The organism is Cyanobium sp. Aljojuca 7A6, assembly GCF_024346455.1.
GTDB lineage: Bacteria > Cyanobacteriota > Cyanobacteriia > PCC-6307 > Cyanobiaceae > Cyanobium.
This window is the reverse complement of the sequence record NZ_JAGQCY010000003.1, coordinates 261605-282871: the sequence shown is the minus strand read 5'-3', so window position 1 is coordinate 282871 and position 21267 is coordinate 261605. Positions and strand designations below refer to the sequence as shown.

Here is a 21267-nt window from a genome sequence, read left to right as displayed (position 1 = left end):
GCGGTAGCGCATCGGAGAGGGGCGCCCTTATTGCGAACTGCTCGCAACCTAGACGCCTAAGGGCCCCTTTTGCAAGCGATTCTCAATAGCAGCTGGAGATTGCGACGGGGTCCGGGCGTTTGGCGGCAGCGCAAGGGTCCCCAGGGTCGGTCACCCGCGACGGTCGCCTTGGTGGCTTGCCGTTGTGCCCACAGCAGCAGGTCCCGCGCCGATCCCCTCCAGCCTGGGGTGATTCCTCCGCTTCAGCCCCCCATGCTCCGCATCCGTGGCGATCGCTCCAGCCTGCTGGCCGCGCTGGCGGCCCACTGGGCCGATCAACAGCTGCAACTACCGGCGATCAGCTCTGGCAGCCCCCTCAACCCTGCTCCTCCGCCGCGCAGGTCGGACAGAGGGCCCGCACGTTGAGCACACATTCCAGCAACCGGAAGCCGAAGGCCCCAGCCGCCGCCTCGCCGGCAGCCAGCACGGCACCGCTCTCGAACTCCTCGGTGCGGCCGCAGCGGACACAAAGCAGGTGGTGATGGTCGCGGTGGGCGTCACCGGCCAACTCGAAGCGGCGCCCCCCCTCCGGCAGTTCGAGTTCCTGCAGCAACCCCATCGAGCTCAGCAACCGCAGGGTGCGGTAGACCGTGGCCAGAGACACCCGCTCCTGGCTGCGCACCAGGCGCAGGTGCACCTCCTCAGCGCTCAGGTGGCTGCCCTCACCGATCCGCTCGAACAGATCCAGCACCCGCTGGCGCTGGGGCGTGAGCCGTTGGCCCCGATCGTTCAGGGTGGTGCGCAGGCTGCTGGGCTGGGCCAGACCGGTGGGGGGAGTGTTCACCACGCGATCCCAGATCTTCGCAAAACTAGGACCTATTGAGAAGGGCTGCCTGATGGCGGTGTCGTCGCCGACGGCTCCCGCGCCAGCCGCCGGTCCAGGGCCACCAGGGCGGCCGCCAGCAGATCGGTGAGCGTGACGACCAGGCGGTAGCTCAGGGCCACCGCCAGCAGCGGCGCTTCCGGCAGTGCCACCCCCATCCGCAGCAGCAGTACAGCCTCGAACACCCCCAGCCCGCCGGGTGCCCCCGGCACCACCAGGCCGGCGGTCCAGGCGAGAGCGAATCCCGCCAGCCAGACGGGAGCCTCGTTCCCCAGAGGCAGATCGAAGGCCCGGATGCAGCAGCAGAACCCGGCGAAACGCAACAGCACGAAGGCCAGTTCCGCCAGCAGCGGCGCCCAGGGATAGCCCCGCAGCCAACTGGACCGCACCAGGGCCCCCTCCTGCGCCAGCTCCTCCGCCAGGCCCAGATCCCGGGCCCGACGCCGCTCCAGCCGCTCCAGGAGGGGTTGGAGCCAGCGGGGCAGCAGCAGGGCCAGGGGCAGCAGGCACACCACTCCAAGGCCGCCCTGCCAGCCGCCCAGGGGCACCAGGGCCAGGGCCGCCACCGCTGCCACCATGGGGTCGAGCAGCACCGCCACCAGGGCCATGCTCGTGCTGAGCGGCGCCCCCAGGGGCGCGCCCTCGCTGCGCAGCCGCTGCACCCGGGAGGCCAGGTGCCAGATGCCCCCCGGCAGGAACTTGCGCAGGTTGGTGGCCAGGTGCAGTTCCACCACCGCGGCCCAGTTGGGGCGCAGGCCCAGCCAGCGCAGGATCACGCCCCAGGCCACGCCATTGATCAGCAGGCTGAGCAGGCTCACGCCGACGCCCAGCAGCAGCCACAGCCAACCCTGGCCATCGAGCCGCAACTGCACCAGCTGACGGCCGTGGCTGAGCAGGGCCGCCATGACGAAACCGAGGCTTCCCAGGGTGATCCAGGGCCGCAGACCGCCCGGAAGGGCGGGCCATTGGATGGTCGTCGGCAGCCGGCGTCGCAGGCTTTCGAGGCTGGGGCGCGACCAGCGGCTCATGACGCTCCCCCCTCAGCCGCAAGAGCCCGGCGAACCTCGTCACGCACCTCCTCGATGGAGCGACCCAGGCGCCCGGCCAGCTCCACCAGGTCGGCGTGTTCGGCCTTGGCGCGCCGGCGACCGTCGGGCAAAGACGCCCACTTGATCCGCACGGGGCCCAGGGCGGTGGCCAGGGTGGCGCTCTGCCTGGGCAGGATCCAGCGGTTCTGCAGCTGCTCCCGCACCCCCAGCGTCGTGCCATGGCGCCACCACACCTGGCGCAGCGCCGGCCCCAGCTCCGGGGGCACCAGGGCGGTCAGCAGGGTGCCGGTGCGGCCCTTCTTCATCGCTACCGGCTGACTGAACACGTCCAGGGCCCCGCCGTTGCGCAGGGCCTCCGCCAGGTAGGCCAGGTCCTCGGCGCTGGCGTCGTCGATCTGGGCCTGCTGCTGCAACAGGACTTCGCTCACTTCGCTGGCTCCACCGGCGCCAGCGTCCCCCAGGGGACGGGCCAGGGTGAGGCGCAGCAGGTTGGCCCGATCCAGCTGGCGCGTCCCCAGCCCCACGCCCACCTGCAGCGGCACGGCCCCGGGGGAGGGGCCGAAACGGTCGGCCCAGCAGGCCATCAGGGCCATCCCTGTGGGGGTGGTGAGCTCTCCTGGGGGAAACCCTTCGCTGGAGGCCAGCGGCAGGCCCCGCGAGCGGGCCATCTCCAGCACCGCCGGGGCGGGCAGTGGCAGGGCGCCGTGGGCGGTGACCACGCTGCCATGACCCGCGGGCGGCACGCCGCAGACCAGGCGATCCACCCCCAGGTGCAGCAGGCCGGCGCAGACGCCCACGATGTCCACCAGGGCATCGATCGCCCCCACCTCATGAAAGGCCACGGCCTCGGCGGGATGGCCGTGGACCGTGGCCTCCGCCTCCGCCAGCAGGCCGAACACCGCCAGTACCTTCTCCCGCAACGCCGGCGCCAGGGGAGCCGCCTGGACCTGCTGGCGCAACGCCCCCCAGGGGCGATGGGGCGGTTGCTCCTCCAGCGCCTCAACCTCCAGATGCAGGCCCCGCAGGCCGCCGCTGCGTCGCTCCTCGATCCGCAGCCGGTAGCGCCCCTCCAGGCCCAGGGCGGCGAGGGGCGCATGGATGGTCGCTTCGGGGAGGCCGAGGTCCAGCAGGGCGGCCAGCAGCATGTTGCCGGCCAGGCCGGTGGGGCACTCCAGCAGGGCCAGGGTCATGGCAGCGGTCGGCGGCCCAATCGGGGGGCCGCCTGCAGCAACCGTTCGGCCTCGGCCTCGATCTCGTCGCGGCGGGCCCGCAGGGCCTGCTCCACCTCCCGGCGCGCCCGGCGCTGTTCCAGGCGGGCCGTCGCGACATCGAAACCCGAGAGGCCCCAGAGGCGCCCCAGCAGCGCCCGGTCGTCATCGCCGCCAACGCTGTCGCCGTACACCAGCGACTCGGCCACCATGCCGGCCTGCAGCACCCGGCTCCAGCGCCGCAGGTCCTCGGCAGAGAGCTTCACGCTCTCGGGCAGAGCAAATTCGGTGCAACCGCCGCTGTCAACACCGGCCCGCAGGCAGGCCAGACTGCCCACCAGCACCCGCTGCACCGCCAGACCATCACTGAGCGCCGCCAGAGCGTGGCCGGCTTCATGGATGGCGATGCGACGCAGGCGCCCGTGGCCGCCGGGCAGGGTTTCGGCCAGCAGGTGGCCGCCCCGGCCGCCGAAGCGGGCCGCATCCACGGTCAGGGAACCCAGGCCCAGGGCCACGAGCACGGTGATCCACCAGGGGGAAAGCCCGACCAGCGGGCCCACCACGGCGGCAAGACTGACCAGGAGCACCACGACGCCGGCCGTGAGGGCACCGCTGGTCATCTCAGCGACCCTGGCGGGTCACGGCCCGGCCGTGGCCCTTGGGCTTGGCCGGACCACCCTTGTCGCCGCCGGGCTTGCGGGCCCGGCCACCCCGGTTACCCCGTTCCGCCACCGGACCGATGACCTCAAAGCGTTCAACGGCGAGCTGCTGCCCCTGGCGCCGCAGATCGAGGGAGACGAAGTGGCGCAGATGCTCCAGGGAAATGTCACCGCGCAGCTGCAGCTTGAACGGCACCGGACGGTTGCCGTCGGGGCGGGGCTGCTGCCGCACCTTGATGACCAGATCGCCGGTCTCGGGGCGGGTGAAGATCAGTTCACCACGGATCGAGAAATAGTCATCACCCTCGGGAAGCTGGTCGGCGTCGGTGGCTTGCGTGGCGGTGGCGTCCGTGAGGGGGGCCTCAGCTGGTGCGGCGAGGGTGCTGGGTTCCCACACGCCCACCATCTGCAGGTGGAGCTGGTTCTCCTCCCGGGAGCGGGGATAGACGACCCAGAGATGGGGCGTCGCCAGGTCGAGATGGCGCCGCATGAGCGTGAGCAGGCGGCCGAGCACCACGGCCTCGATCTCGGTGCCATCGGCCGTGCGGATCAGACCCCGGGTGGGCTGGTCGGGATCGGCCGGCACGTAGCAACCGCGCACCACTCCGATGGCCCGGTACTGCATCGGCTCGGTGACCGGGGAGATGGGATGCTGGCGCATGGTGAAAGGAAAACCCCGTGGCGGTGCCTGGAATGGCCCGGGTCAATGTAAGCAGCAGCGGAAGCGCGATGCCCAGGCCAGACTCGGACGCGATCCTGAGCCCTCACCGTCAGCGCATGCCCTCCCCGAACCGTCGCCTTCCTGGCCTCTGGTCGCTGATGGCGGCAGGCCTGGTCGGGCTGCTGGCCCTCGGGGGCGGCTGGTGGCTGGGCCAGCGCCAGTCGGCCACCCAGGCCAGTGCCGACCCGAAGCGGACACTGCTCACCAAAGAGGCCACCCGATTGCGGCTACGGCTCGACGCCGACGAAGCGGGCCCGGCCGACCGCCAGCGGCTGCTGGAGCTGTTGGTGGCCCTGGACCGCAAGGCGGAGGCGATCAGCCTGCTGGAGCCGATGGCAGACCGGGAACCGGAGCGCTGGTCGCTGCGGCTGATGCTGGCCGAACTCCGACGCGACCAGGGCGACCGCAGCGGCGCCGAGCGCGAACTGCGCCAGATCCTCAACCTGCGGCCCACCCAGGTGGAGGCCCTGCAACTGCTCAGCCTGCTGAACCTGGAGCAAGGTCGCGGCGCCGCCGCCGAGGCCCGCGTCAAGGCGGCCTACGGCATGGCCATCAAGCCCGAGGTGCGGCCGGAGGCCCTGGGCATCGGCCTGCTTCTGGCTGAGCTCCAGCTCAAACGCGATCAGGTGGCCACGGCAGCGGCCACCTACCTGCAGCTGGCCAACTTCTTTCCCCAGGACCAGCGCCCGCTGCTGGGTCTGGCGATGCTGCGGCACGACCAAGGAGACGCCAAAGGGTCTGAGGAGGCCCTGGCCCAGGCACGGCTGAGAAACCCCAACCCCGACAAGCCGGATCCGAGGCTAGACAAACTGGCGGCGAGCTGGGGGCTCGAACCGCTCAGATCCCCTTCAGCTGCCCCGCAGACCCTGCCGGCGCCGGCTTCGGTGCCTTCGCGTCAAAGTCCCTGAGGGCCTGATCGACCGCTGAACTGGGTGGGGTGGCATCGTCGAGGGCGGTGCTGCGCTTCAGCTTGTTCAGCAGGTCGAGGGGATTGGTGCTGTCGAGGATGGAGCCGCTGCCGGACCCGGATTTGCCGGGCCCGTAGTCGTAAAGCTGGCGCTCCAACGTGCCGGTGCCGAGTGTCTGGCCGTAGCCGGCCTGCTGGGCCAAGGCCTCGCCGGCCGGCAGCAGGGCCAGCGCAGCGGCGGCCAGGGTGCTGACACGGACGGTGCTGGCGGTGACTGCGCGGACGGTGCTGGCGCGCAAAGAAAACGAGGGGTTCATGGCTCCTGCCGGCGAGGGGAAGAATCACCAGGACCTTCATGATAAGGGCCCCCAGCCGGTCGCCCTTCCCTCGCCATGGCCATGCGGATCGCCACCTGGAACGTCAATTCGGTGCGCACCCGGCTCGATCAGGTGAGCGCCTGGCTCAGAACCGAACGGCCCGAGGTGCTCTGCCTGCAGGAAACCAAGGTGGCCGATGACCTGTTCCCCCACACCGCCTTCGAGGCCCTGGGCTACCGGAGCGTGATCAGCGGCCAGAAGGCCTACAACGGCGTGGCGATCCTCAGCCGACTGCCGATCGAGGATGTGCAGGTGGGCTTCGCCGGCCTGCTGGCGGACGACCCGGAGGCCGTGGGGTTGGGCGAGCAGAAGCGGCTGATCAGTGCCTCGATCGAGGGGGTGCGGGTGCTGAATCTCTACGTCCCCAACGGGTCGAGCCTGACGTCGGAGAAGTACCCCTACAAGCTGAAGTGGCTGGCCTGTCTGCGGCGCTACCTGGAGGCCCTTGAAGCGGAAGGGGAACCCCTGGCCATGGTGGGGGATTTCAACATCGCCCTGGACTCCCGCGACATCCACGACCCGGACCGCCTCAGCGGCGGCATCATGGCCAGTGATCCGGAGCGGCAGGCCCTGAGCACCGCCCTCGGCGATCGCCTCAGCGACGTGTTCCGCGTCTTCGAGCCGGAGCGCGGCCACTGGAGCTGGTGGGACTACCGCACCGGCGCCTGGGATCGGGACAGGGGCTGGCGCATCGACCACATTTATCTCTCCGAAGAGTTGCTGGCCTGCGCCACGGGCTGTGTGATCCACAAGGATCAGCGGGGCAACGCGCAGCCCAGCGACCATGCGCCGGTGGTGGTGCACCTGGCCTGGCCGCCACAGGAAGCGGCTGAAGGCGACGACCACGGGTGGTGACCGACCGCCGGGGGGCTCAGGCCAGGAACGCCGCCAGCGCCAGGTCCGGGCGCCGCACCAGGGCAAACAGCGTGCCGGAATTGCCGCGACTCACCCGCAGCTCGTCATCGAGCACGGTGACATCGAGCCAGGCTGGAAAGCTCTGATTCACCTGGCGAAACAGCTGCAGCCGCCGTTCTCCGAACTGGGGCCCCAGCCAGCCACCCCGCACGAACTGGACGGACACCCGCTGGTGGGGCGGCTCAGCCGCCACGCCGATCCGGGCCTGCACCCCGATCCCCGCCAGGGGCCCGAGGGGGCCGGCCAGCCGCAGCAGGTTCATGGCACGGCCAGCGTCGGGATCGAGCAGTTGCAGATTCTCCAGCCAGGGCTGGACGGCCAGATAGGGCAGGGAACTGCTGCTCCAGCGCAGCTCCCAGACCCCCGCCAGCTGGGCGGCCTGGGCGGAGAGATCGGCGGGCTGAAGGCGCTCCAGCCGCTCGATCAGGGCAGGGATCCGCACGGCGGCCTCGGCTGGGGAGCAGGGAGATCCGGCCCGCAGGCAACCCAGCAGTTCCTCCCGGCACGCCTGGGCATCGCCGGCCGCACCCGTCGGGCCATCGTCGATCGCAAGGGAAGGATCCGACACCGGCGTTCACCCGCAGCACGGGGGCGCATCAGGATCCATGCTGTCAGGGACAGGTGGCCATCGGATACCGTGTCGCCCGGCCTGATCGCCGATCCGATCCAACGGCAGACCCCGTGACGCTGACCACCGTCGATGTGACCCTGGTGGGGGCGGGGATCATGAGTGCCACCCTGGGCACCCTGCTCAAACAGTTGCGGCCGGAGCTGCGCATCCTGCTGCTTGAGGGCCTGCCCCGGGAAGCCCAGGAAAGTTCCAGCGCCTGGAACAACGCCGGCACGGGCCATGCGGGCAACTGCGAGCTGAATTACACGCCGATGGCGGCGGACGGTTCGATCAGCCTCACCAAGGCGCTCGACATCAACGAAGCCTTCGATCTCTCGCGCCAGTTCTGGACCCACCTGGTGAAGGGCGGCGCCCTGGGCTCTCCACAGACCTTCATCCAGGGCGTCCCCCACATGAGCTTCGTGCTGGGGGAAGAGCGGCGGGCCTACCTGCGCGAACGCCACCGGCTGATGGGCGCCCACCACTGTTACCGGGGCATGGCCTACAGCGAGGAGCCGGCCCAGGTGGCGGACTGGGCCCCCCTGCTGATGGAAGGGCGGGATCCGGCCCAGGCGATCGGCGCCACCTACATCGCCTCCGGCACCGACGTGAACTTCGGGGCACTCACCAGCCAGCTGCTGGGGCATCTGCGCACCAGTCCGCCCTTCGAGGCGCGCTTCTCCACGACCGTGACGGGCCTGCAGCGCCGGCAGGACGGCAGCTGGCGCCTGGAGACGAGCGATCAAGCCAGTGGTGAAACCCGCCTGATCGATTCCGGCACCGTGTTTCTCGGCGCCGGTGGCGGCGCCCTCACCCTGCTCCAGGCATCAGGGATCCCCGAAGGCCGCGGCTATGGCGGCTTTCCCGTCAGCGGCCTGTGGCTGCGCTGCGGCGATCCGGCCGTGGCCAGCCGCCACCACGCCAAGGTCTACGGGATGGCCGCCGCCGGCTCGCCACCGATGTCGGTGCCCCACCTCGACACCCGCCTCGTCGACGGCCGGCACTGGGTCCTGTTCGGGCCCTACGCCGGGTTCTCCACCAAGTTCCTCAAGAGCGGCTCCCTCTGCGACTGGCCCAGGTCCCTGCGGCCCGGCAACCTGCTGCCCCTGCTGGCGGTGGCCCGCGACAACCTGCCCCTGACCGACTACCTGATCAGTCAGGTGTTCGCCAGCGCCGAGCAGCGCTTCGCGGCCCTGCGGGACTTCTACCCGAACGCCCGGCCCCATGACTGGACTCTGGCGGTGGCCGGCCAACGGGTGCAGATCATCAAGGGCGACCCCCGCCGGGGCGGGGTGCTCCAGTTCGGCACCGAGGTGGTGCACGCGGCCGATACGTCCCTGGTGGCCGTGCTGGGGGCCTCCCCTGGCGCCTCCGCGGCCGTGGCGATCAGCCTGGAGATCCTGCGGTCCTGCTTCCGCGAGAAGTTGCCTGATGGCTGGGAACGGGCCCTGAAGCAGATCCTGCCCTCCTACGGCGAATCGATCCGCCACGACGCCGACCTGTGCCGGCGGATCCGCAGCCAGAGCGCCGAGGTGCTGGGGCTGCCGGCACCGGGCTAAGGCTGGCGAGGCGGCAACAGCAAGCCCGCCCGCACGCCCCATGGAGACAGGCTGAACAGGCGCAACATGGCCGCCAGCAGCTCCGGCACGCCCAGGGTGTTGGCCAGAAAGCCAGCCCACTGCGGGCCGCTCAGGCGGAAGAAGCTGGCGAAGAACTGGCGCAGCTGGGCTTCGGAAAATCCCATCAGTTTGCCCAGCCCGAACTGATAGAGGGCGTGCTTGCGGCGCAGCTCCGTGGGCCAGAGGGCCCGCCAGCCCGCCTGGGCCAGGAGAGCCGAGGGAGCCGCAGGCGCCGCCATCGCCGCCGCCACCGCCGCGGCCACCGCCGGAGCCCGGCGCAGCAGGGCCCCCACCATGTACCCCGAGGCCGGATGCACCATGGAGGCGGCCCCGCCGAAGCCCAGCACCGGCTGCTGCAGATCCGGCAGGGGCAGGTTCATCGGAAACAGGCAGAACTCCTCGTGCTCGACTTCCAGCACCTGCACGCCGCGCTGGGCCAGGCGCCGGTGCAGGCGTTGCTGGAGCCGCTCGAAGGGCACTGGGGGAGCCAGGGCCAGCGAGGTCTCCTCAACGAAAAATCGCCCCTCGCCGAGGTCCATCGCGTAGAGGAATGTGGGGGGCTCGGCGCGCTCGGCCTCGCTGAGGTGGTCGCAGCGGTAGTCCATCAGCACGAACTGATCGGGCTGCACCGGCGGCGCCGAGAAGCGGCCAACAATGCCGTAGGCCGACTGGCCCGCCACCGGCCCACGATCGGGCCGCCGCACCAGCAGCGGCTGATGGCCGGTGGCGTCCACCACCAGCCGCGCCTGCCACTGGTCTCCATCCGCGCCCACCACCACGCTCAGGGCACCACTGGCCTCACAGCCCGTGGCCAACCCCTGAAGGAGCTCCACCCCGCCGCGCCCGCAGGCCTCCAGCCAGTGCTGCTGCAGAGCCTGGCGGTTGAACAGGCCGTAATCGCGGCCATGGGCTGTGGGGCGATTGGCCGCAGCGGCGGGATCAGGATCCCCCGCGCCGAAGTAACTCACCGTGTCGCTCCAGCGGTGCTCCAGCAGGTGGCCCAGGCCGAGGGCGTCCACCTCGTCGCCCCAGATGCCGTAGGTGTTGGGCCAGGGGGAGCGGGGATCCTGGGGCGCCAGCAGGGCCACCTTCAGCCCTTCCGCCGCCAGGGCCGCCGCGATGCAGAGGGCGGCGGGGCCGCCTCCAAGCACCAGCACGTCCCTCGCCATCTCGCCGGTACGGTGATCGCTCATCCTGCATCACGGCCCATGCGCGCCCTCGCCCGCTGGACGCTGGTGGCGCTGGCCTGCCTGAGCCTGGTGCTGGTGCTCGGCCTGGGTCCGGCGACAGCGGCCGCAGCCCCGGTCGCCACCGTGCCGATCCGCGTTGCCGTGAAGGTCGACAACGTCTACCGCTTCTCCTCAAGGGAGAAAACCTTCAGCGTCGAGGGAACGCTGCGACTGTCGGCGCCGGCTGCGACGGTGCGGCAATGGCTGGCGGCGGGGGTGGATCCGCTCGAGCTGGTGCGCTTTCAGAACCTGGTGGAGCCCTGGAACTCCCTGCTGGAGGCCAGCAGCGGTCCGCTTCGGCTGGGTACGGATCTGGGCCGTGACTACCGCTTCAACGGCAACTTCTACTCCGATGAGATCGACTATCGGGGTTATCCCTTCGGCAGCCTGCCCCTGCAGATCCGGCTGGTGGCCGATCCGAGTTTTCCTGCGGCGATCAGCCATCCGCCCCGGATCCGCCTGGTGGCCGACAGCGGCGCGTCCGGTGTCAGCGCCCGCAGCAACATGAATGGCTATCGGCTCAGCAGCTGGCGGCTGTTCCACCACCGCGGCGGCGTGGAGATGGAGCTGCGCTATGAGCCCATCGGCTGGGCGGCCCTGGTGAAGTGGCTGCTGCCCCTCACGATCACGATGGTGGTGATGCTGCTCACCCCAAACCTGCGGGCCAGCTTCAGCTCCGAGCGCCTGGCCATCCCGCCGGTGATCCTGCTGACACTGGTGTTCATGCAGCAGGCCTACCGCGATTCGCTGCCCTCCTTGCCCTACCTCACCGTGCTGGATGGGCTCTACGCCTTCTCCTATCTGGTGACGCTGGTGTTCTTCTGCCAATTCATCTGGTGTGCCAACCGTCTGGAGCGGCTCGCCATGGAAAGCAGCTCCCAGGGCCGATCAGGGCTCGAACGCCGGATTGAGCGCCTGGAGCTGGGCCTGCAGCTGGCCAGCCTGGCCGGCTACGGGGTCTTACTGCTCTGGGCCTGGGGCCAGCGCTGACTCCCTGCAGGGGAGTCAGTCGTCTGGGGTCTCGTCAGCGGCTGGCGCTGTATCCCCCGAGGCCTCGGGGGGGACTTCCGCCGTCGCCTCAGGGGTGGCCTCAGGCACCACCCCAACGGCCAGCTCCTCCTCCTCGGCGGCTGGCGGCACCAGCACCACTTCGGTGAGCCGATCGCCGGAATCCAGCTTCTGCAACCGCACCCCGGTGGCCGCCCGGGACTGCTGGGGAATGGCATCGGCCTTCATGCGCACGATCACCCCCCGCTCGCTCACCAGCAGCAGTTCCTCACCGGCGCCAAGCACCTTGAGGCCCACCAGGACGTCGCCGTCCCGGCGGAACTTGATCGCCCGCAGACCCATGCCGGCGCGGCGCTGCAGCCGGAACTGATCCACCGGAACACGCTTGCCCAGGCCGCTGGCACTGGCGACCAGCACCCAGGGGCCCTCGCTGGGGGCAACCTCGTCACCGTCCTCGTCGTCGCCAGCGGCGGCATCCGCCGTGCTGGCCACACGGTCCGCCAGTTCCGCCGTGAGGACGTCCATGCTCACCAGCTCATCGCCGGCGCGCAGATTCATGGCCCGCACGCCGCGGGCGGTTCGGCCCAGGGGACGCAGTTCCTCGTCGCTGAGGCGGAAGTGGATCGTCATCCCCTTGAGGGAGCCGATCAGCACGCTGTCGCCGGGCAGGGCCAGGCGCACCCAGCGCAGGGCGTCACCCTCCTCGAGGGAGATGGCGATCAGGCCGTTGGAGCGGATGTTGCTGAAGGCCGACAACCGGGTGCGCTTGATGTAGCCGCCGCTGGTGAGCATCACCAGTTGCACGTCGTCTTCAAACTCGCTCACCGCCAACAGGGACGTGATCGCCTCCTCGCGGGGAATCGGCAGCAGCTGCACGATCGGGGTTCCCTTGGCGGAACGGCTGCTGAACGGCACCCGGTAGGCAGGGATGGAGTACACCACGCCCCGGTCGCTGAACAGCAGAAGGGCGTCGTGATCGTTGCAGCTGATGAACAGCTTCACCGCCTCCTCGCCCTGGCTGCGGGTGCCGGCCTTGCCACGGGTGCCGCGGCTGGTCGCCTCGAACTCGCTCACCGGCATCCGCTTGAGATAGCCGTTTTCGGTGAGCAGCACCACCGACCGCTCATTGGCGATCAGGTCGATGTCTTCGAGGCCGCCTTCAAGATCCAGGATCTCGGTGCGGCGGGGGGAGTCGTAGCGACTGCGCAGAACATGGAGTTCCTCCTGGATCAGCCCCAGCACCCGTTCCTTGCGGCCGAGGATGTCGGTGTAGTCGGCGATCTTGGCGACGAGGTCGTCGTGTTCGAGGCGGATCTTGTCGGCCTCCAGGGCCGTGAGGCGCCGCAGCTGCATCTGCAGGATGGCGTCGGCCTGGATCTCGCTGAGGCCATGGCGCTCCTGCAACTGGGCCCGGGCCGTGGCGGTGTCGGGGGCGGCCCGGATCAGGGCGATGATCGGATCGAGCTGGTCGAGGGCCAGCAGCAGACCCTGCAGGATGTGATCCCGCTCCTGGGCCTTACGCAGGAAATAGCGGGTGCGCCGCTCGATCGTGCCGATGCGGAAATCGAGGAACACCCGCAGCATGCGGCCGAGGGTGAGCAGCACGGGCTCCCCCTTCACCAGGGCCAGCATGTAGGCACTGAAGTTGTTCTGCAGGGGCGTGAGCTTGAACAGGTTGTTCAGCACCACCTGGGGGTAGGCGTCGCGGCGCAGTTCGATCACGATGCGCATGCCGTCGCGATCGCTTTCGTCGCGGATATCGGCAATACCCTCGAGCTTCTTGTCGTTGACCAGCTCGGCGATACGTTCGATCAGGGCAGCCTTATTGGTCTGGTAAGGGAGCTCGGTGATGATCACCGCGTCACGGTCGGGGCGACCCTTGGCTTCCACCGTCTCGATGGAGGCCACACCCCGCATGGTGATCGACCCACGGCCCGTGGTGTAGGTCTCGCGGATGCCCCGTCTGCCGAGAATCTGGCCGCCGGTGGGGAAATCGGGGCCGGGGATGATCGCCATCAGGGCGCGATCCTCGATCTCCGGGTCGTCGATCAGGGCCAGCAGACCGTCGATCAGCTCGGTGAGGTTGTGGGGGGGGATGTTGGTGGCCATCCCCACGGCGATGCCCGAGGAGCCATTCAGCAGCAGGTGCGGCACCCGCGCCGGCATCACGGTGGGTTCCTGCTGGGAACCGTCGAAGTTGTCGATGTAATCGACGGTCTCGGCCTCGATGTCCTCCAGCAGGCTGTCGGTGGTCAGGGCCTGCAGGCGCGACTCGGTGTACCGCATCGCGGCCGGCGGATCGTTGTCGACCGACCCGAAGTTGCCGTGCCCGTCGATCAGGGGCATGCGCATGGAGAAGTCCTGGGCCATGCGCACCAAGGCGTCATAGACAGCCGTGTCGCCGTGGGGGTGGTACTTACCGAGCACCTCCCCGACAACGCGGGCGCATTTCCGGTAGGGCCGGTCGCTGGTGAGACCGAGCTCGTACATCGCGTAGAGGATGCGCCGGTGCACCGGCTTGAGGCCGTCGCGGGCATCGGGCAGGGCCCGGCCCACGATGACGCTCATCGCATACTCCAGATAGGAGCGCGACATCTCAATGCGCAAGTCGGTCTGGATGATCCGTCCGTCGGATTCACCGGGTCCGGTTGGATCCGCCATGCAAGACCGTATGGGGCACAGCCCACTCTAATGATGACCCTGCCGGCCCGTCGTGAATCGGCCCTGCGCCAGCGTCAGCGCAAGGGCGTCCTGCGGGTGCGGGCCGCCGCCGACTTCCGCGCCCTGGTGGCCGAGGCCGGACTGGCGGAGGCCTACGACAGCACCGACGTGGTGGTGGCCGCCAACGCCGAATTCACCGATCAGGGCAGCCTGCACCTCAACATCGGCCCCAGCGATCCACCGATCCGCTTCCGGGAGGCCCAGCTCGAGGGCCTCGGGGCCCAGGGCGGCGGTGGCGGTGGCGACCTGGTGCTGCCCATCGGCGGCGGCCTCGGGGAGGCCCAGCGGCAGGGGGGAGCCCATCTGCTCGACCGGCTGCTCAAGGGCGGCTCCCTGGGCCTCACCGCCACCGGGGAGGTGACCGCCCTGCACCCGCGCCGGGATCTGCAGGCCCAGCTCGATCTGGAACGGATCGGTTCCGGCCGGCTGCTGCTGCACCGGGCCATCAGTGAAAACGGCGTGGTGGCCGTGAGCAGTGCCGATGGGGTGCTGCGCAGCCCCTGGGGACCCGTGCTGGGGCCGTTCGGGAATGCACTCTACGGCTGCGGCGGCGCCGGCAGCATCGGGCTCACCATGCCCGGATTAGGGCTGCTGGGGCCGGGCTCAGCGGTCCTGGTGGCGGGGGCCATCGGCTGGGTGGTGGGCAGTGGCAGCGGCCACCAGCCGGGGGTGCCTCGCTCCGCCGGCGGCCACGCCCTCAGCCCAGGAGCGGTGGCGGCGGTGAGCGTGGACCTGCATGGCCTGCGACCCGAATGGCTGCGGCCCTGTTTCTTCGAGGGCCACGGGGCCGGCCTGCTGGTGGGCCTGGCGGCACCGATCCCCCTGCTCAGCGAGGCAGTGGCCCGCCAGGCCGCCTGCGGCGACGAGGACCTGGAAGCGCCCGTGCTGGATGTGGCGATCCCGCGGCGCCTGCGGCCCCGCTTCGGTTCCGTCAGCTACGCCCGGCTCAAATCCGGCCTGATCCAGGTGGAGGGGCGCCGCGTCACTGCCGCTCCGGCCCATAGCCCACGGCTGGCCGAAGCGATTGGTGCGGAGCTGATCACCTGGCTCGAGGATGGTCGCTTTCCGTTGCGCCTGCCGGTCCGTCCGCTCTCGGGGCGCGGTGGCCTGATACCCCTCGACAGCTGAAATCCCTGCACACCTGGGCAGCGGTGGCGGCAAACGGCCGTAAGCTCCGCCGTGAGCTACCGGCGCCAGCCATGGCCGAGACCCCCTTCAGCCCCGAGCCCCCATCCAGCCCTGAGCCGCAGCCGTGGCCAATGGAAGCGACCGAGACGCCCCCCGATCCCATCACCCCTGAGTCGGAGCCGGTCCTGGCCGGGCCGGATCCCGAGGCGGACCCCCCGGAGTCAGTGACGGACCCCGCAGATGCGTTGGTGAGCGCGCCGGAGCCCGGCATCGTGGCCACCTTTGAAGTGCCCCCCCTGGAGGGATCTGCTGATCCGGCCAGCGAAGGCGGCGGGGAATTCGATCTGCTGCTGCAGAAGATCAAGGACTGGCTCAGCAGCGGTGAGCTCCAGGCCCAATGGCAGCGTTTCCGCGGACCCCTCAAGGGGCTGGCGATCCTGATCGGGGTCGTGCTGCTGCTGCGTGTCTATGCGTCCCTGATCGGCACCCTCGACAGCCTGCCCCTGGTGGGCGGCCTGCTGGAGCTGGCCGGCCTGATCGCCGTGAGCCGTTTCACCGTCACCAGGCTGGTGCGCAAGAGCGACCGGGAGCAGGTCTTCGCTGACTGGAGCCGCCGCTGGAACGATTTCCGCGGCAGGGAGTGATTCCCAGCACCTGAGGCGGTCGGACCCGCCGCGGACCGGTTGATAGTTTGTGCCCACTGTGTCCGTCCAACGGTGAACATTCAGCTCGGTCGCTCCAGGACCGTCCGCCGCGCCTACGGCATCGACGAAATTGCCCTGGTCCCCGGCGGCCGCACCGTCGATCCTGAGGTGACCGACAGCAGTTGGAGCCTCGGGGGCATCCAGAGGGAGATTCCCATCATCGCCAGTGCCATGGACGGGGTGGTGGATGTGGGCATGTGCATCGAACTCACCCGGCTGGGGGCCCTGGGGGTGCTGAACCTGGAGGGCGTCCAGTGCCGCTACGACGATCCCGAACCGATCCTGGATCGGATCGCTTCGGTGGGCCGCGACGAATTCGTGGGTCTGATGCAGGACCTTTACAGCCAGCCGGTCCGCGAAGACCTGGTCCGGCAACGGATCGCTGAAATCAAGGCAGGCGGCGGCATCGCGGCGGTGAGCGCCACCCCGGCGGCGGCCCTGCGCTTCGGGGCGGCGGTGGCCGAATCGGGCGCCGACCTGTTCTTCGTCCAGGCCACGGTGGTCTCCACCGAACACGTCGGCCCCGAAGGTCGCCAGACCCTTGACCTGGCCTCCCTCTGTCGCGACCTGGGCGTGCCCGTCGTCATAGGCAACTGCGTCACCTACGACGTGACCCTGCAACTGATGCGGGCGGGAGCTGCCGGCGTGATGGTGGGCATTGGTCCCGGCGCCGCCTGCACCTCCCGGGGCGTGCTCGGTGTCGGCATTCCCCAGGCCACGGCCGTGGCCGACTGCGCCGCCGCCCGGGACGACTACGAGCGTGAAAGCGGGCGTTACGTGCCGGTGGTGGCCGATGGCGGCATCGTCACCGGCGGGGACATCTGCAAATGCCTGGCCTGCGGCGCCGATGCGGTGATGATCGGCTCCCCGATCGCCCGGGCCTCCGAAGCGCCTGGCCGCGGCTTCCACTGGGGCATGGCCACCCCCAGCCCCGTGCTGCCCCGCGGCACCCGCATCAAAGTGGGCACCACCGGCAGCCTCGAAAAGATCCTGCGCGGCCCTGCCGGTCTTGATGACGGCACCCAGAACCTGCTGGGCTGCATCCGCACCTCCATGGGCACCCTGGGGGCCCGCACCCTCAAGGAGATGCGCCAGGTGGAGGTGGTGGTGGCGCCGTCCCTGCTGACCGAAGGCAAGGTCTACCAGAAGGCCCAACAGCTGGGCATGGGCAAGTAGCACAGCGCAGTCCAGCCGGACCCGGCAGGGCCGTCGCAGAGCTGGACAACGCTGCCTCAAGGCGAGATGGAGGCTAACCTCTTGGTGTGGGGGCTCCGGCTCGCACACTCCTCACACCCCCCGGCCCGGCGTGTCCGGGCTTTTTGTCTTTCCCCGCCGTTCGACCCGTAGCTCTGCTCCCTGGAGCCTCCGGTTCCGCTACGGCCTGCAACGCTGACTCCTTCCCAGGGGAGAGCGGCCGAACCCGGTTGCTAGATTCATTTCATCCCGAGTCTGCAAGGAATGTCCAGCGCCGCTGCCGTCACCGACGCCTCCTTCGAGCAAGACGTGCTCAAGAGTGATGTGCCCGTGCTGGTTGATTTCTGGGCACCCTGGTGTGGTCCCTGCCGCATGGTGGCGCCGATCGTCGATGAGATCGCCAAGGAATACGAAGGCAAGATCCGCGTCTACAAGCTCAACACCGACGAGAACCCCAACGTCGCCAGCCAGTACGGCATCCGCAGCATTCCCACGCTGATGCTGTTCAAGGGCGGCCAGAAGGTTGACACCGTCGTCGGTGCCGTTCCCAAGAACACCCTGTCCGGCACCATCTCCAAATACCTCTGACCCCGTTCCGCTGACGCCGCCCCTTTCCCCGAACCCAGTGCCGGCGGCGGGCAGAAGCCCCCTGCAGGCCCTCGCCGACGAGCTCCACGGGCACCCCCAGCGTCGCCAGATCGAGCGGGCAGTGGTGTCCCTGCTCCAGGTGGCGCGTCAGGAGAAAGAAGAGGAGGAATGGCGCCTGATCGCCGGCTGTCTGGCCGATATCAGCGAAGCCCTGGAAGTCTTCCGTCCGCGCCGCAGCGCCCGCAAGATCAGCGTTTTCGGCTCGGCCCGCACCCGCCAGAGCGATCCCTGCTACCTCCTGGCCGAAGCCGTGGCTCGGCAGGCGGTGGAAGCCGGTTTTGAGGTGATGACTGGAGCAGGAGCGGGCGTCATGGAGGGCGCCAACAGCGGCGCCGGTTGTGAACACAGCATCGGCCTCAACGTGGACCTGCCCTTCGAGCAGCATCCCAACCCCTACGTGAGCGCCTGCGAGGACCGCCTCCTCTACTTCCGCTATTTCTTCACCCGCAAGCTGTTCTTCCTGATGGAGAGCGATGCCCTCGTGGTGATGCCGGGGGGATTCGGCACCCTGGATGAACTGTTCGAGTGCCTCACGCTCATCCAGACGGGTCGCACCTCACCGATCCCCCTGGTGCTGCTCTGCCCTCCCGGCGACGATTTCTGGAAGGTCTGGAAGCGGAATGTGCACCAGGAACTCGCCACCCGGGAACTGATCTCACCGGAGGATGTGGATCTGATGGTGGAAGCCTCCAGCGCCGCGGAGGCGGTGGCCCAGATCTGCCGCTTCTACCGGGTGTTCCATAGCGCCCAGCTGGGTCAGGACCGCATCGAGCTGCTGCTCAACGCCGAGGTGCCGCGCGCCCTGTTGCCGGAGCTGAACCGCAGCTTCGCCGACCTCCTGGATCAAGGCTCCATCCAGAGCGGCGAGGGGGTCGACGACAACGGCCTGCTGCGTCCCTGCCTGCAGCTGCGCTTCGACAAACGCCGCGTCGGCCGTCTTTACCAGTTCATCGACCACCTCAACGGCCTCGATCTGCCTGCCTCATCGGCCCTGGAGCATCCAGCTGAACGGGTCCCCACCGGCAGCCAGCCATGAGCCGCATCGGCCTGATCGACTACGGCATGGGCAACCTGCATTCGGTGCAACGCACTTTTGCCCGGCTCGGCGCCGAGCTGGTCTGCGTGCACGGCCCGGCCGACCTGGAAGCCTGTGACGCCCTGGTGCTGCCGGGGGTGGGGGCCTTCGATCCAGCCATGGAGCGGCTGCGCGCAGCGGGGCTGGAGCTGGCTCTGCGCCGCTCCTGCGCCAGTGGACGGCCCCTGCTGGGGATCTGCCTGGGGCTGCAGTTGCTGTTTGAAGCCAGCGAGGAGGGCCAGGCCGAAGGACTGGGGGTGCTGGCCGGCCGGGTCACAACCCTGCCGCGGGTGGCGGGCCATCCCCTGCCTCACATGGGCTGGGCTCCCCTGATCCCGGCCACCGCCAGCCCACTGCTGGACGCCGGCACCCCGGAGGCCTGGGTCTACTTCGTGCACTCCTTCGCCGCCGCACCCGCCTTGCCGGAAGCCACCACGGCCCTGGTTGATTACGCCGGCACCCTGGTCACCGCGGCGGTCTGGAGCGGCAGCATCGCCGCCTGCCAGTTCCACCCGGAGAAGTCAGGGCCGGTGGGGGAAGCGATGCTGCGCCGCTGGCTCGACTGGGTGGCGTCCCCGTGACCCTGCGGGTGAGCGGGGGGCGCCGCCTGCAGAGCCCCCCCGGCAGCACCGCGAGGCCCACCTCAGCCCGGGTGAGGCTGGCGGTGATGAATCTGCTGGCCGCCGAGATCCCTGGCAGCCGCTGGCTGGATCTGTGCTGCGGCAGCGGCGTGATGGCCTGTGAGGCCCTGCAGCGAGGCGCATCGCAGGTGGTGGCAGTGGAACGGGATCGCCGCATCGCCGCCGTGGCCAGAAGCAACCTGGACGCGACCCTGGGCGGACGGACAGTCCCTGAAGGGGTGGAGGCCCAGCACGTGCAGGTGGTCCAGGCGGATGTGATGCGCTGGCTGGAGACCCGGCAGGGCACGGCTGCGCCCATCAGGTTCGATCTGATTTACGTGGATCCGCCCTACGCGGCCGGACTGCACGGACCGATCGCTGCAGCGGTTCGATCGGGAGGCTGGCTGGCGCCGGGCGGAACCCTGCTGTGGGAATGCGCCTCGGACGGGGTTCCGCCCGATCCCCCGGGTTGGCAACGGCGGGACTGTCGCCGCTATGGCAGCACTACGCTGGTGTTACTCCATGAGCTCCCTGCCCAAGGCGGACCCCCTCACCCGGAGGGATCCCCACCTTGACCTTCTGCTCCGTTGCCCAGCCCGGGATCAAAGCCCCTGGATCAGCCCCCGAGGGCACTACCGCGGCGGTACTGGTTCCAGGCCGCCACGAACAGCCCCACCAGGGTGACGGGAATCAGTCCAAGCACGATGCCGCAGAGAAGGGGTTCGATCATGGAGGGGCAGAAGCTTCAGGCGATGCACAATTCTTCCACGACTCCCCCCGACCACGCGAGACCCACCGCAGCACTGTGATCAGCCCGTCCCCCACCACCCCCGCCACCGTGACGCCCGCCACCATCAGCGAGGCCAACCAGCCCGCCGCCCAGCGCCGCAGCCTCGCGGCAGCCCTGGCGACCCTGGCCGCGGTGGCCTGCATCCTGCTGGTGGTGGTGGTGCTGCCGGCGGCCCGCAGCGATCCCTACATTCGCCAGACCCTGGATCTCACCGGCTCGGCCACGGACGGTGGCCGCCTGTTCCGGCTCAACTGCGCCGGCTGCCATGGCCTGGCGGCCCAGGGCCTGGTGGGCCCGAATCTGCATGGTGTTGACCGGCGCAAGAACGATCGCCAGCTGATCCAGCAGGTGGTCAGCGGCCGGACCCCACCGATGCCGAGCTTCCAGCCGGAACCCCAGGCCATGGCTGATCTGCTGGCGTTTCTGCATTCGCTGCCTTGAGCCTCAAGCTGGTCCTGGTCGAACCCGCCGGCCCCCTCAACGTGGGCAGCGTGGCCAGGCTCTGCCGCACCTACGGCCTTGGGGATCTGCGGCTGGTCGCGCCGCGCTGCGATCCCCTGGGCGACGAGGCCCGGCTGATGGCCGTGAAGGGGTTCCCCCTGCTGCTGCAGGCGCAGGTGTTCCCCACCCTCGCCGCCGCCCTGGCCGACTGCGGGCGGGTGGTGGCCACCAGCGGCCGTCCGGAGGGGGAGCCCCTGCCGCTCGAGGACCCCGATGACGCCCTGACCTGGCTGCTGGCCGGCGACCAGGCCCTGCCGTCGGCGCTGGTGTTCGGCCGGGAGGACCGGGGTCTGAGCAATGACGAGCTGCTGCAGGCTGGCCGGCTGCTGCAGATTCCGACCCCCACGCCCCACGGCTCCCTCAACCTCTCCCACGCGGTGGCCGTGGTGCTGCACGACCTGCACCGACTGGTACGGCAGGCCCCGGCTCCGGCGGTGGCCGCCGGCCCCCCGGCCTCCTGCTCCCGGGGGGTGCTCGAAGCCATGCTCAGCGACGCCCAGGAGTTGCTGCTGGAGGTCGGATTCCTGCTGCCCCACACGGCCCATGCCCGAATGGCCAAACTGCGGGCCCTGCTGCAGCGCGGCCAGGTCAGTGGCCCGGAGGTGGCCCTGCTGCGTGGCCTGGTGTGCCAGTTGCGCTGGGCGAGTCGTCGCCCTTTCCCTTCGTCCCAGGACCACTAGCGTCGAACAGTCGAACCGTCGAACCATTGCCCCAGGGTCCTG

General features: G+C 69.8%; 23 protein-coding genes. 13 read left to right on the top strand and 10 right to left on the bottom strand.

The features are described from left to right. Positions 1 to 355: 355 nt before the first annotated feature. From KBY95_RS04750 to KBY95_RS04730, 5 genes are read right to left on the bottom strand one after another with little or no spacing between them, the layout of a single operon-like run. Entirely contained in the window at positions 356 to 823 is a 468-nt protein-coding gene (locus tag KBY95_RS04750) for a Fur family transcriptional regulator (RefSeq protein WP_396094874.1), read from the bottom strand. Positions 824 to 855: 32 nt separating this feature from the next. After that, positions 856 to 1890, bottom strand: coding sequence for a lysylphosphatidylglycerol synthase domain-containing protein (locus KBY95_RS04745; protein ID WP_254963696.1), 1035 nt, complete (start codon positions 1888 to 1890; stop codon positions 856 to 858). Continuing rightward, positions 1887 to 3101 (bottom strand): LarC family nickel insertion protein, encoded by a 1215-nt coding sequence (locus KBY95_RS04740; RefSeq protein ID WP_254963694.1) that lies wholly within the window; start codon positions 3099 to 3101, stop codon positions 1887 to 1889. Before KBY95_RS04740 ends, KBY95_RS04745 begins: the two co-directional genes overlap by 4 nt. Then, entirely contained in the window at positions 3098 to 3739 is a 642-nt protein-coding gene (locus tag KBY95_RS04735) for a hypothetical protein (protein ID WP_254963693.1), read from the bottom strand. The genes KBY95_RS04740 and KBY95_RS04735 overlap by 4 nt, the downstream gene beginning before the upstream one ends. 1 nt (position 3740) lies before the next feature. Continuing rightward, positions 3741 to 4439, bottom strand: coding sequence for a hypothetical protein (locus tag KBY95_RS04730; protein ID WP_254963692.1), 699 nt, complete (start codon positions 4437 to 4439; stop codon positions 3741 to 3743). A 116-nt stretch (positions 4440 to 4555) separates the two neighbouring features. Between KBY95_RS04730 and KBY95_RS04725 the strand changes: the two genes are divergently transcribed. After that, complete coding sequence (locus KBY95_RS04725) at positions 4556 to 5407, top strand: lipopolysaccharide assembly protein LapB (RefSeq protein WP_254963690.1); 852 nt, start codon at positions 4556 to 4558, stop codon at positions 5405 to 5407. Here the strand turns inward: KBY95_RS04725 and KBY95_RS04720 are convergent. Continuing rightward, complete coding sequence (locus tag KBY95_RS04720; RefSeq protein ID WP_254963688.1) at positions 5337 to 5723, bottom strand: hypothetical protein; 387 nt, start codon at positions 5721 to 5723, stop codon at positions 5337 to 5339. The two genes, KBY95_RS04725 and KBY95_RS04720, sit on opposite strands and share 71 nt — an antisense overlap. 81 nt (positions 5724 to 5804) lie before the next feature. On the opposite strand from KBY95_RS04720, the gene xth reads away from it, so the two are divergent. Next, positions 5805 to 6638, top strand: coding sequence for an exodeoxyribonuclease III (gene xth, locus KBY95_RS04715; protein ID WP_254963734.1), 834 nt, complete (start codon positions 5805 to 5807; stop codon positions 6636 to 6638). 16 nt (positions 6639 to 6654) lie between these two features. On the opposite strand, the gene KBY95_RS04710 is transcribed toward xth, so the two are convergent. Then, positions 6655 to 7266, bottom strand: coding sequence for a PAP/fibrillin family protein (locus KBY95_RS04710; RefSeq protein ID WP_254963686.1), 612 nt, complete (start codon positions 7264 to 7266; stop codon positions 6655 to 6657). A gap of 113 nt (positions 7267 to 7379) precedes the next feature. On the opposite strand from KBY95_RS04710, the gene mqo reads away from it, so the two are divergent. Continuing rightward, positions 7380 to 8867 (top strand): malate dehydrogenase (quinone), encoded by a 1488-nt coding sequence (gene mqo, locus KBY95_RS04705; protein ID WP_254963684.1) that lies wholly within the window; start codon positions 7380 to 7382, stop codon positions 8865 to 8867. On the opposite strand, the gene crtL is transcribed toward mqo, so the two are convergent. Then, complete coding sequence (crtL, locus tag KBY95_RS04700) at positions 8864 to 10120, bottom strand: lycopene beta cyclase (protein WP_254963682.1); 1257 nt, start codon at positions 10118 to 10120, stop codon at positions 8864 to 8866. The two genes, mqo and crtL, sit on opposite strands and share 4 nt — an antisense overlap. A gap of 15 nt (positions 10121 to 10135) precedes the next feature. On the opposite strand from crtL, the gene KBY95_RS04695 reads away from it, so the two are divergent. Continuing rightward, positions 10136 to 11146, top strand: coding sequence for a hypothetical protein (locus KBY95_RS04695; RefSeq protein ID WP_254963681.1), 1011 nt, complete (start codon positions 10136 to 10138; stop codon positions 11144 to 11146). Between the two features lie 15 nt (positions 11147 to 11161). Here KBY95_RS04695 and gyrA read toward each other — a convergent pair whose 3' ends face one another. Then, a complete protein-coding gene (gyrA, locus tag KBY95_RS04690; RefSeq protein WP_254963680.1) occupies positions 11162 to 13825 on the bottom strand; it encodes a DNA gyrase subunit A in 2664 nt (887 codons plus the stop codon). A 33-nt stretch (positions 13826 to 13858) separates the two neighbouring features. Between gyrA and KBY95_RS04685 the strand changes: the two genes are divergently transcribed. The 7 genes from KBY95_RS04685 (at position 13859) to rsmD (ending at position 19829) form a co-directional block, all read left to right on the top strand. Beyond that, on the top strand, positions 13859 to 15013 hold the full coding sequence (locus KBY95_RS04685; protein WP_254963679.1) for a homocysteine biosynthesis protein: 1155 nt from the start codon (positions 13859 to 13861) through the stop codon (positions 15011 to 15013). Between the two features lie 71 nt (positions 15014 to 15084). Beyond that, the gene (locus KBY95_RS04680; RefSeq protein WP_254963677.1) at positions 15085 to 15657 is read left to right on the top strand and encodes a CAAD domain-containing protein; all 573 of its coding nucleotides are present in this window, start codon (positions 15085 to 15087) and stop codon (positions 15655 to 15657) included. Positions 15658 to 15729: 72 nt separating this feature from the next. After that, positions 15730 to 16893 (top strand): GuaB3 family IMP dehydrogenase-related protein, encoded by a 1164-nt coding sequence (locus KBY95_RS04675; protein ID WP_254963676.1) that lies wholly within the window; start codon positions 15730 to 15732, stop codon positions 16891 to 16893. Positions 16894 to 17175: 282 nt separating this feature from the next. Next, on the top strand, positions 17176 to 17499 hold the full coding sequence (gene trxA / locus KBY95_RS04670) for a thioredoxin (protein ID WP_015110798.1): 324 nt from the start codon (positions 17176 to 17178) through the stop codon (positions 17497 to 17499). Between the two features lie 37 nt (positions 17500 to 17536). After that, complete coding sequence (locus KBY95_RS04665) at positions 17537 to 18595, top strand: LOG family protein (RefSeq protein ID WP_254963674.1); 1059 nt, start codon at positions 17537 to 17539, stop codon at positions 18593 to 18595. Next, positions 18592 to 19215, top strand: a complete 624-nt coding sequence (gene hisH, locus KBY95_RS04660) for an imidazole glycerol phosphate synthase subunit HisH (RefSeq protein WP_254963672.1) — start codon at positions 18592 to 18594, stop codon at positions 19213 to 19215. The genes KBY95_RS04665 and hisH overlap by 4 nt, the downstream gene beginning before the upstream one ends. Continuing rightward, the gene (gene rsmD, locus KBY95_RS04655; RefSeq protein WP_254963671.1) at positions 19212 to 19829 is read left to right on the top strand and encodes a 16S rRNA (guanine(966)-N(2))-methyltransferase RsmD; all 618 of its coding nucleotides are present in this window, start codon (positions 19212 to 19214) and stop codon (positions 19827 to 19829) included. Before hisH ends, rsmD begins: the two co-directional genes overlap by 4 nt. Positions 19830 to 19870: 41 nt before the next feature. Here the strand turns inward: rsmD and petG are convergent, their stop codons facing one another. After that, complete coding sequence (gene petG, locus KBY95_RS04650) at positions 19871 to 19984, bottom strand: cytochrome b6-f complex subunit V (protein WP_015110794.1); 114 nt, start codon at positions 19982 to 19984, stop codon at positions 19871 to 19873. A gap of 108 nt (positions 19985 to 20092) precedes the next feature. On the opposite strand from petG, the gene KBY95_RS04645 reads away from it, so the two are divergent. Then, positions 20093 to 20485, top strand: coding sequence for a cytochrome c (locus KBY95_RS04645; protein ID WP_254963670.1), 393 nt, complete (start codon positions 20093 to 20095; stop codon positions 20483 to 20485). Next, positions 20482 to 21225 carry an RNA methyltransferase gene (locus KBY95_RS04640; protein ID WP_254963668.1) on the top strand — a complete coding sequence of 248 codons (744 nt, stop codon included), beginning with the start codon at positions 20482 to 20484 and terminating at the stop codon, positions 21223 to 21225. The genes KBY95_RS04645 and KBY95_RS04640 overlap by 4 nt, the downstream gene beginning before the upstream one ends. Positions 21226 to 21267 lie beyond the last annotated feature (42 nt).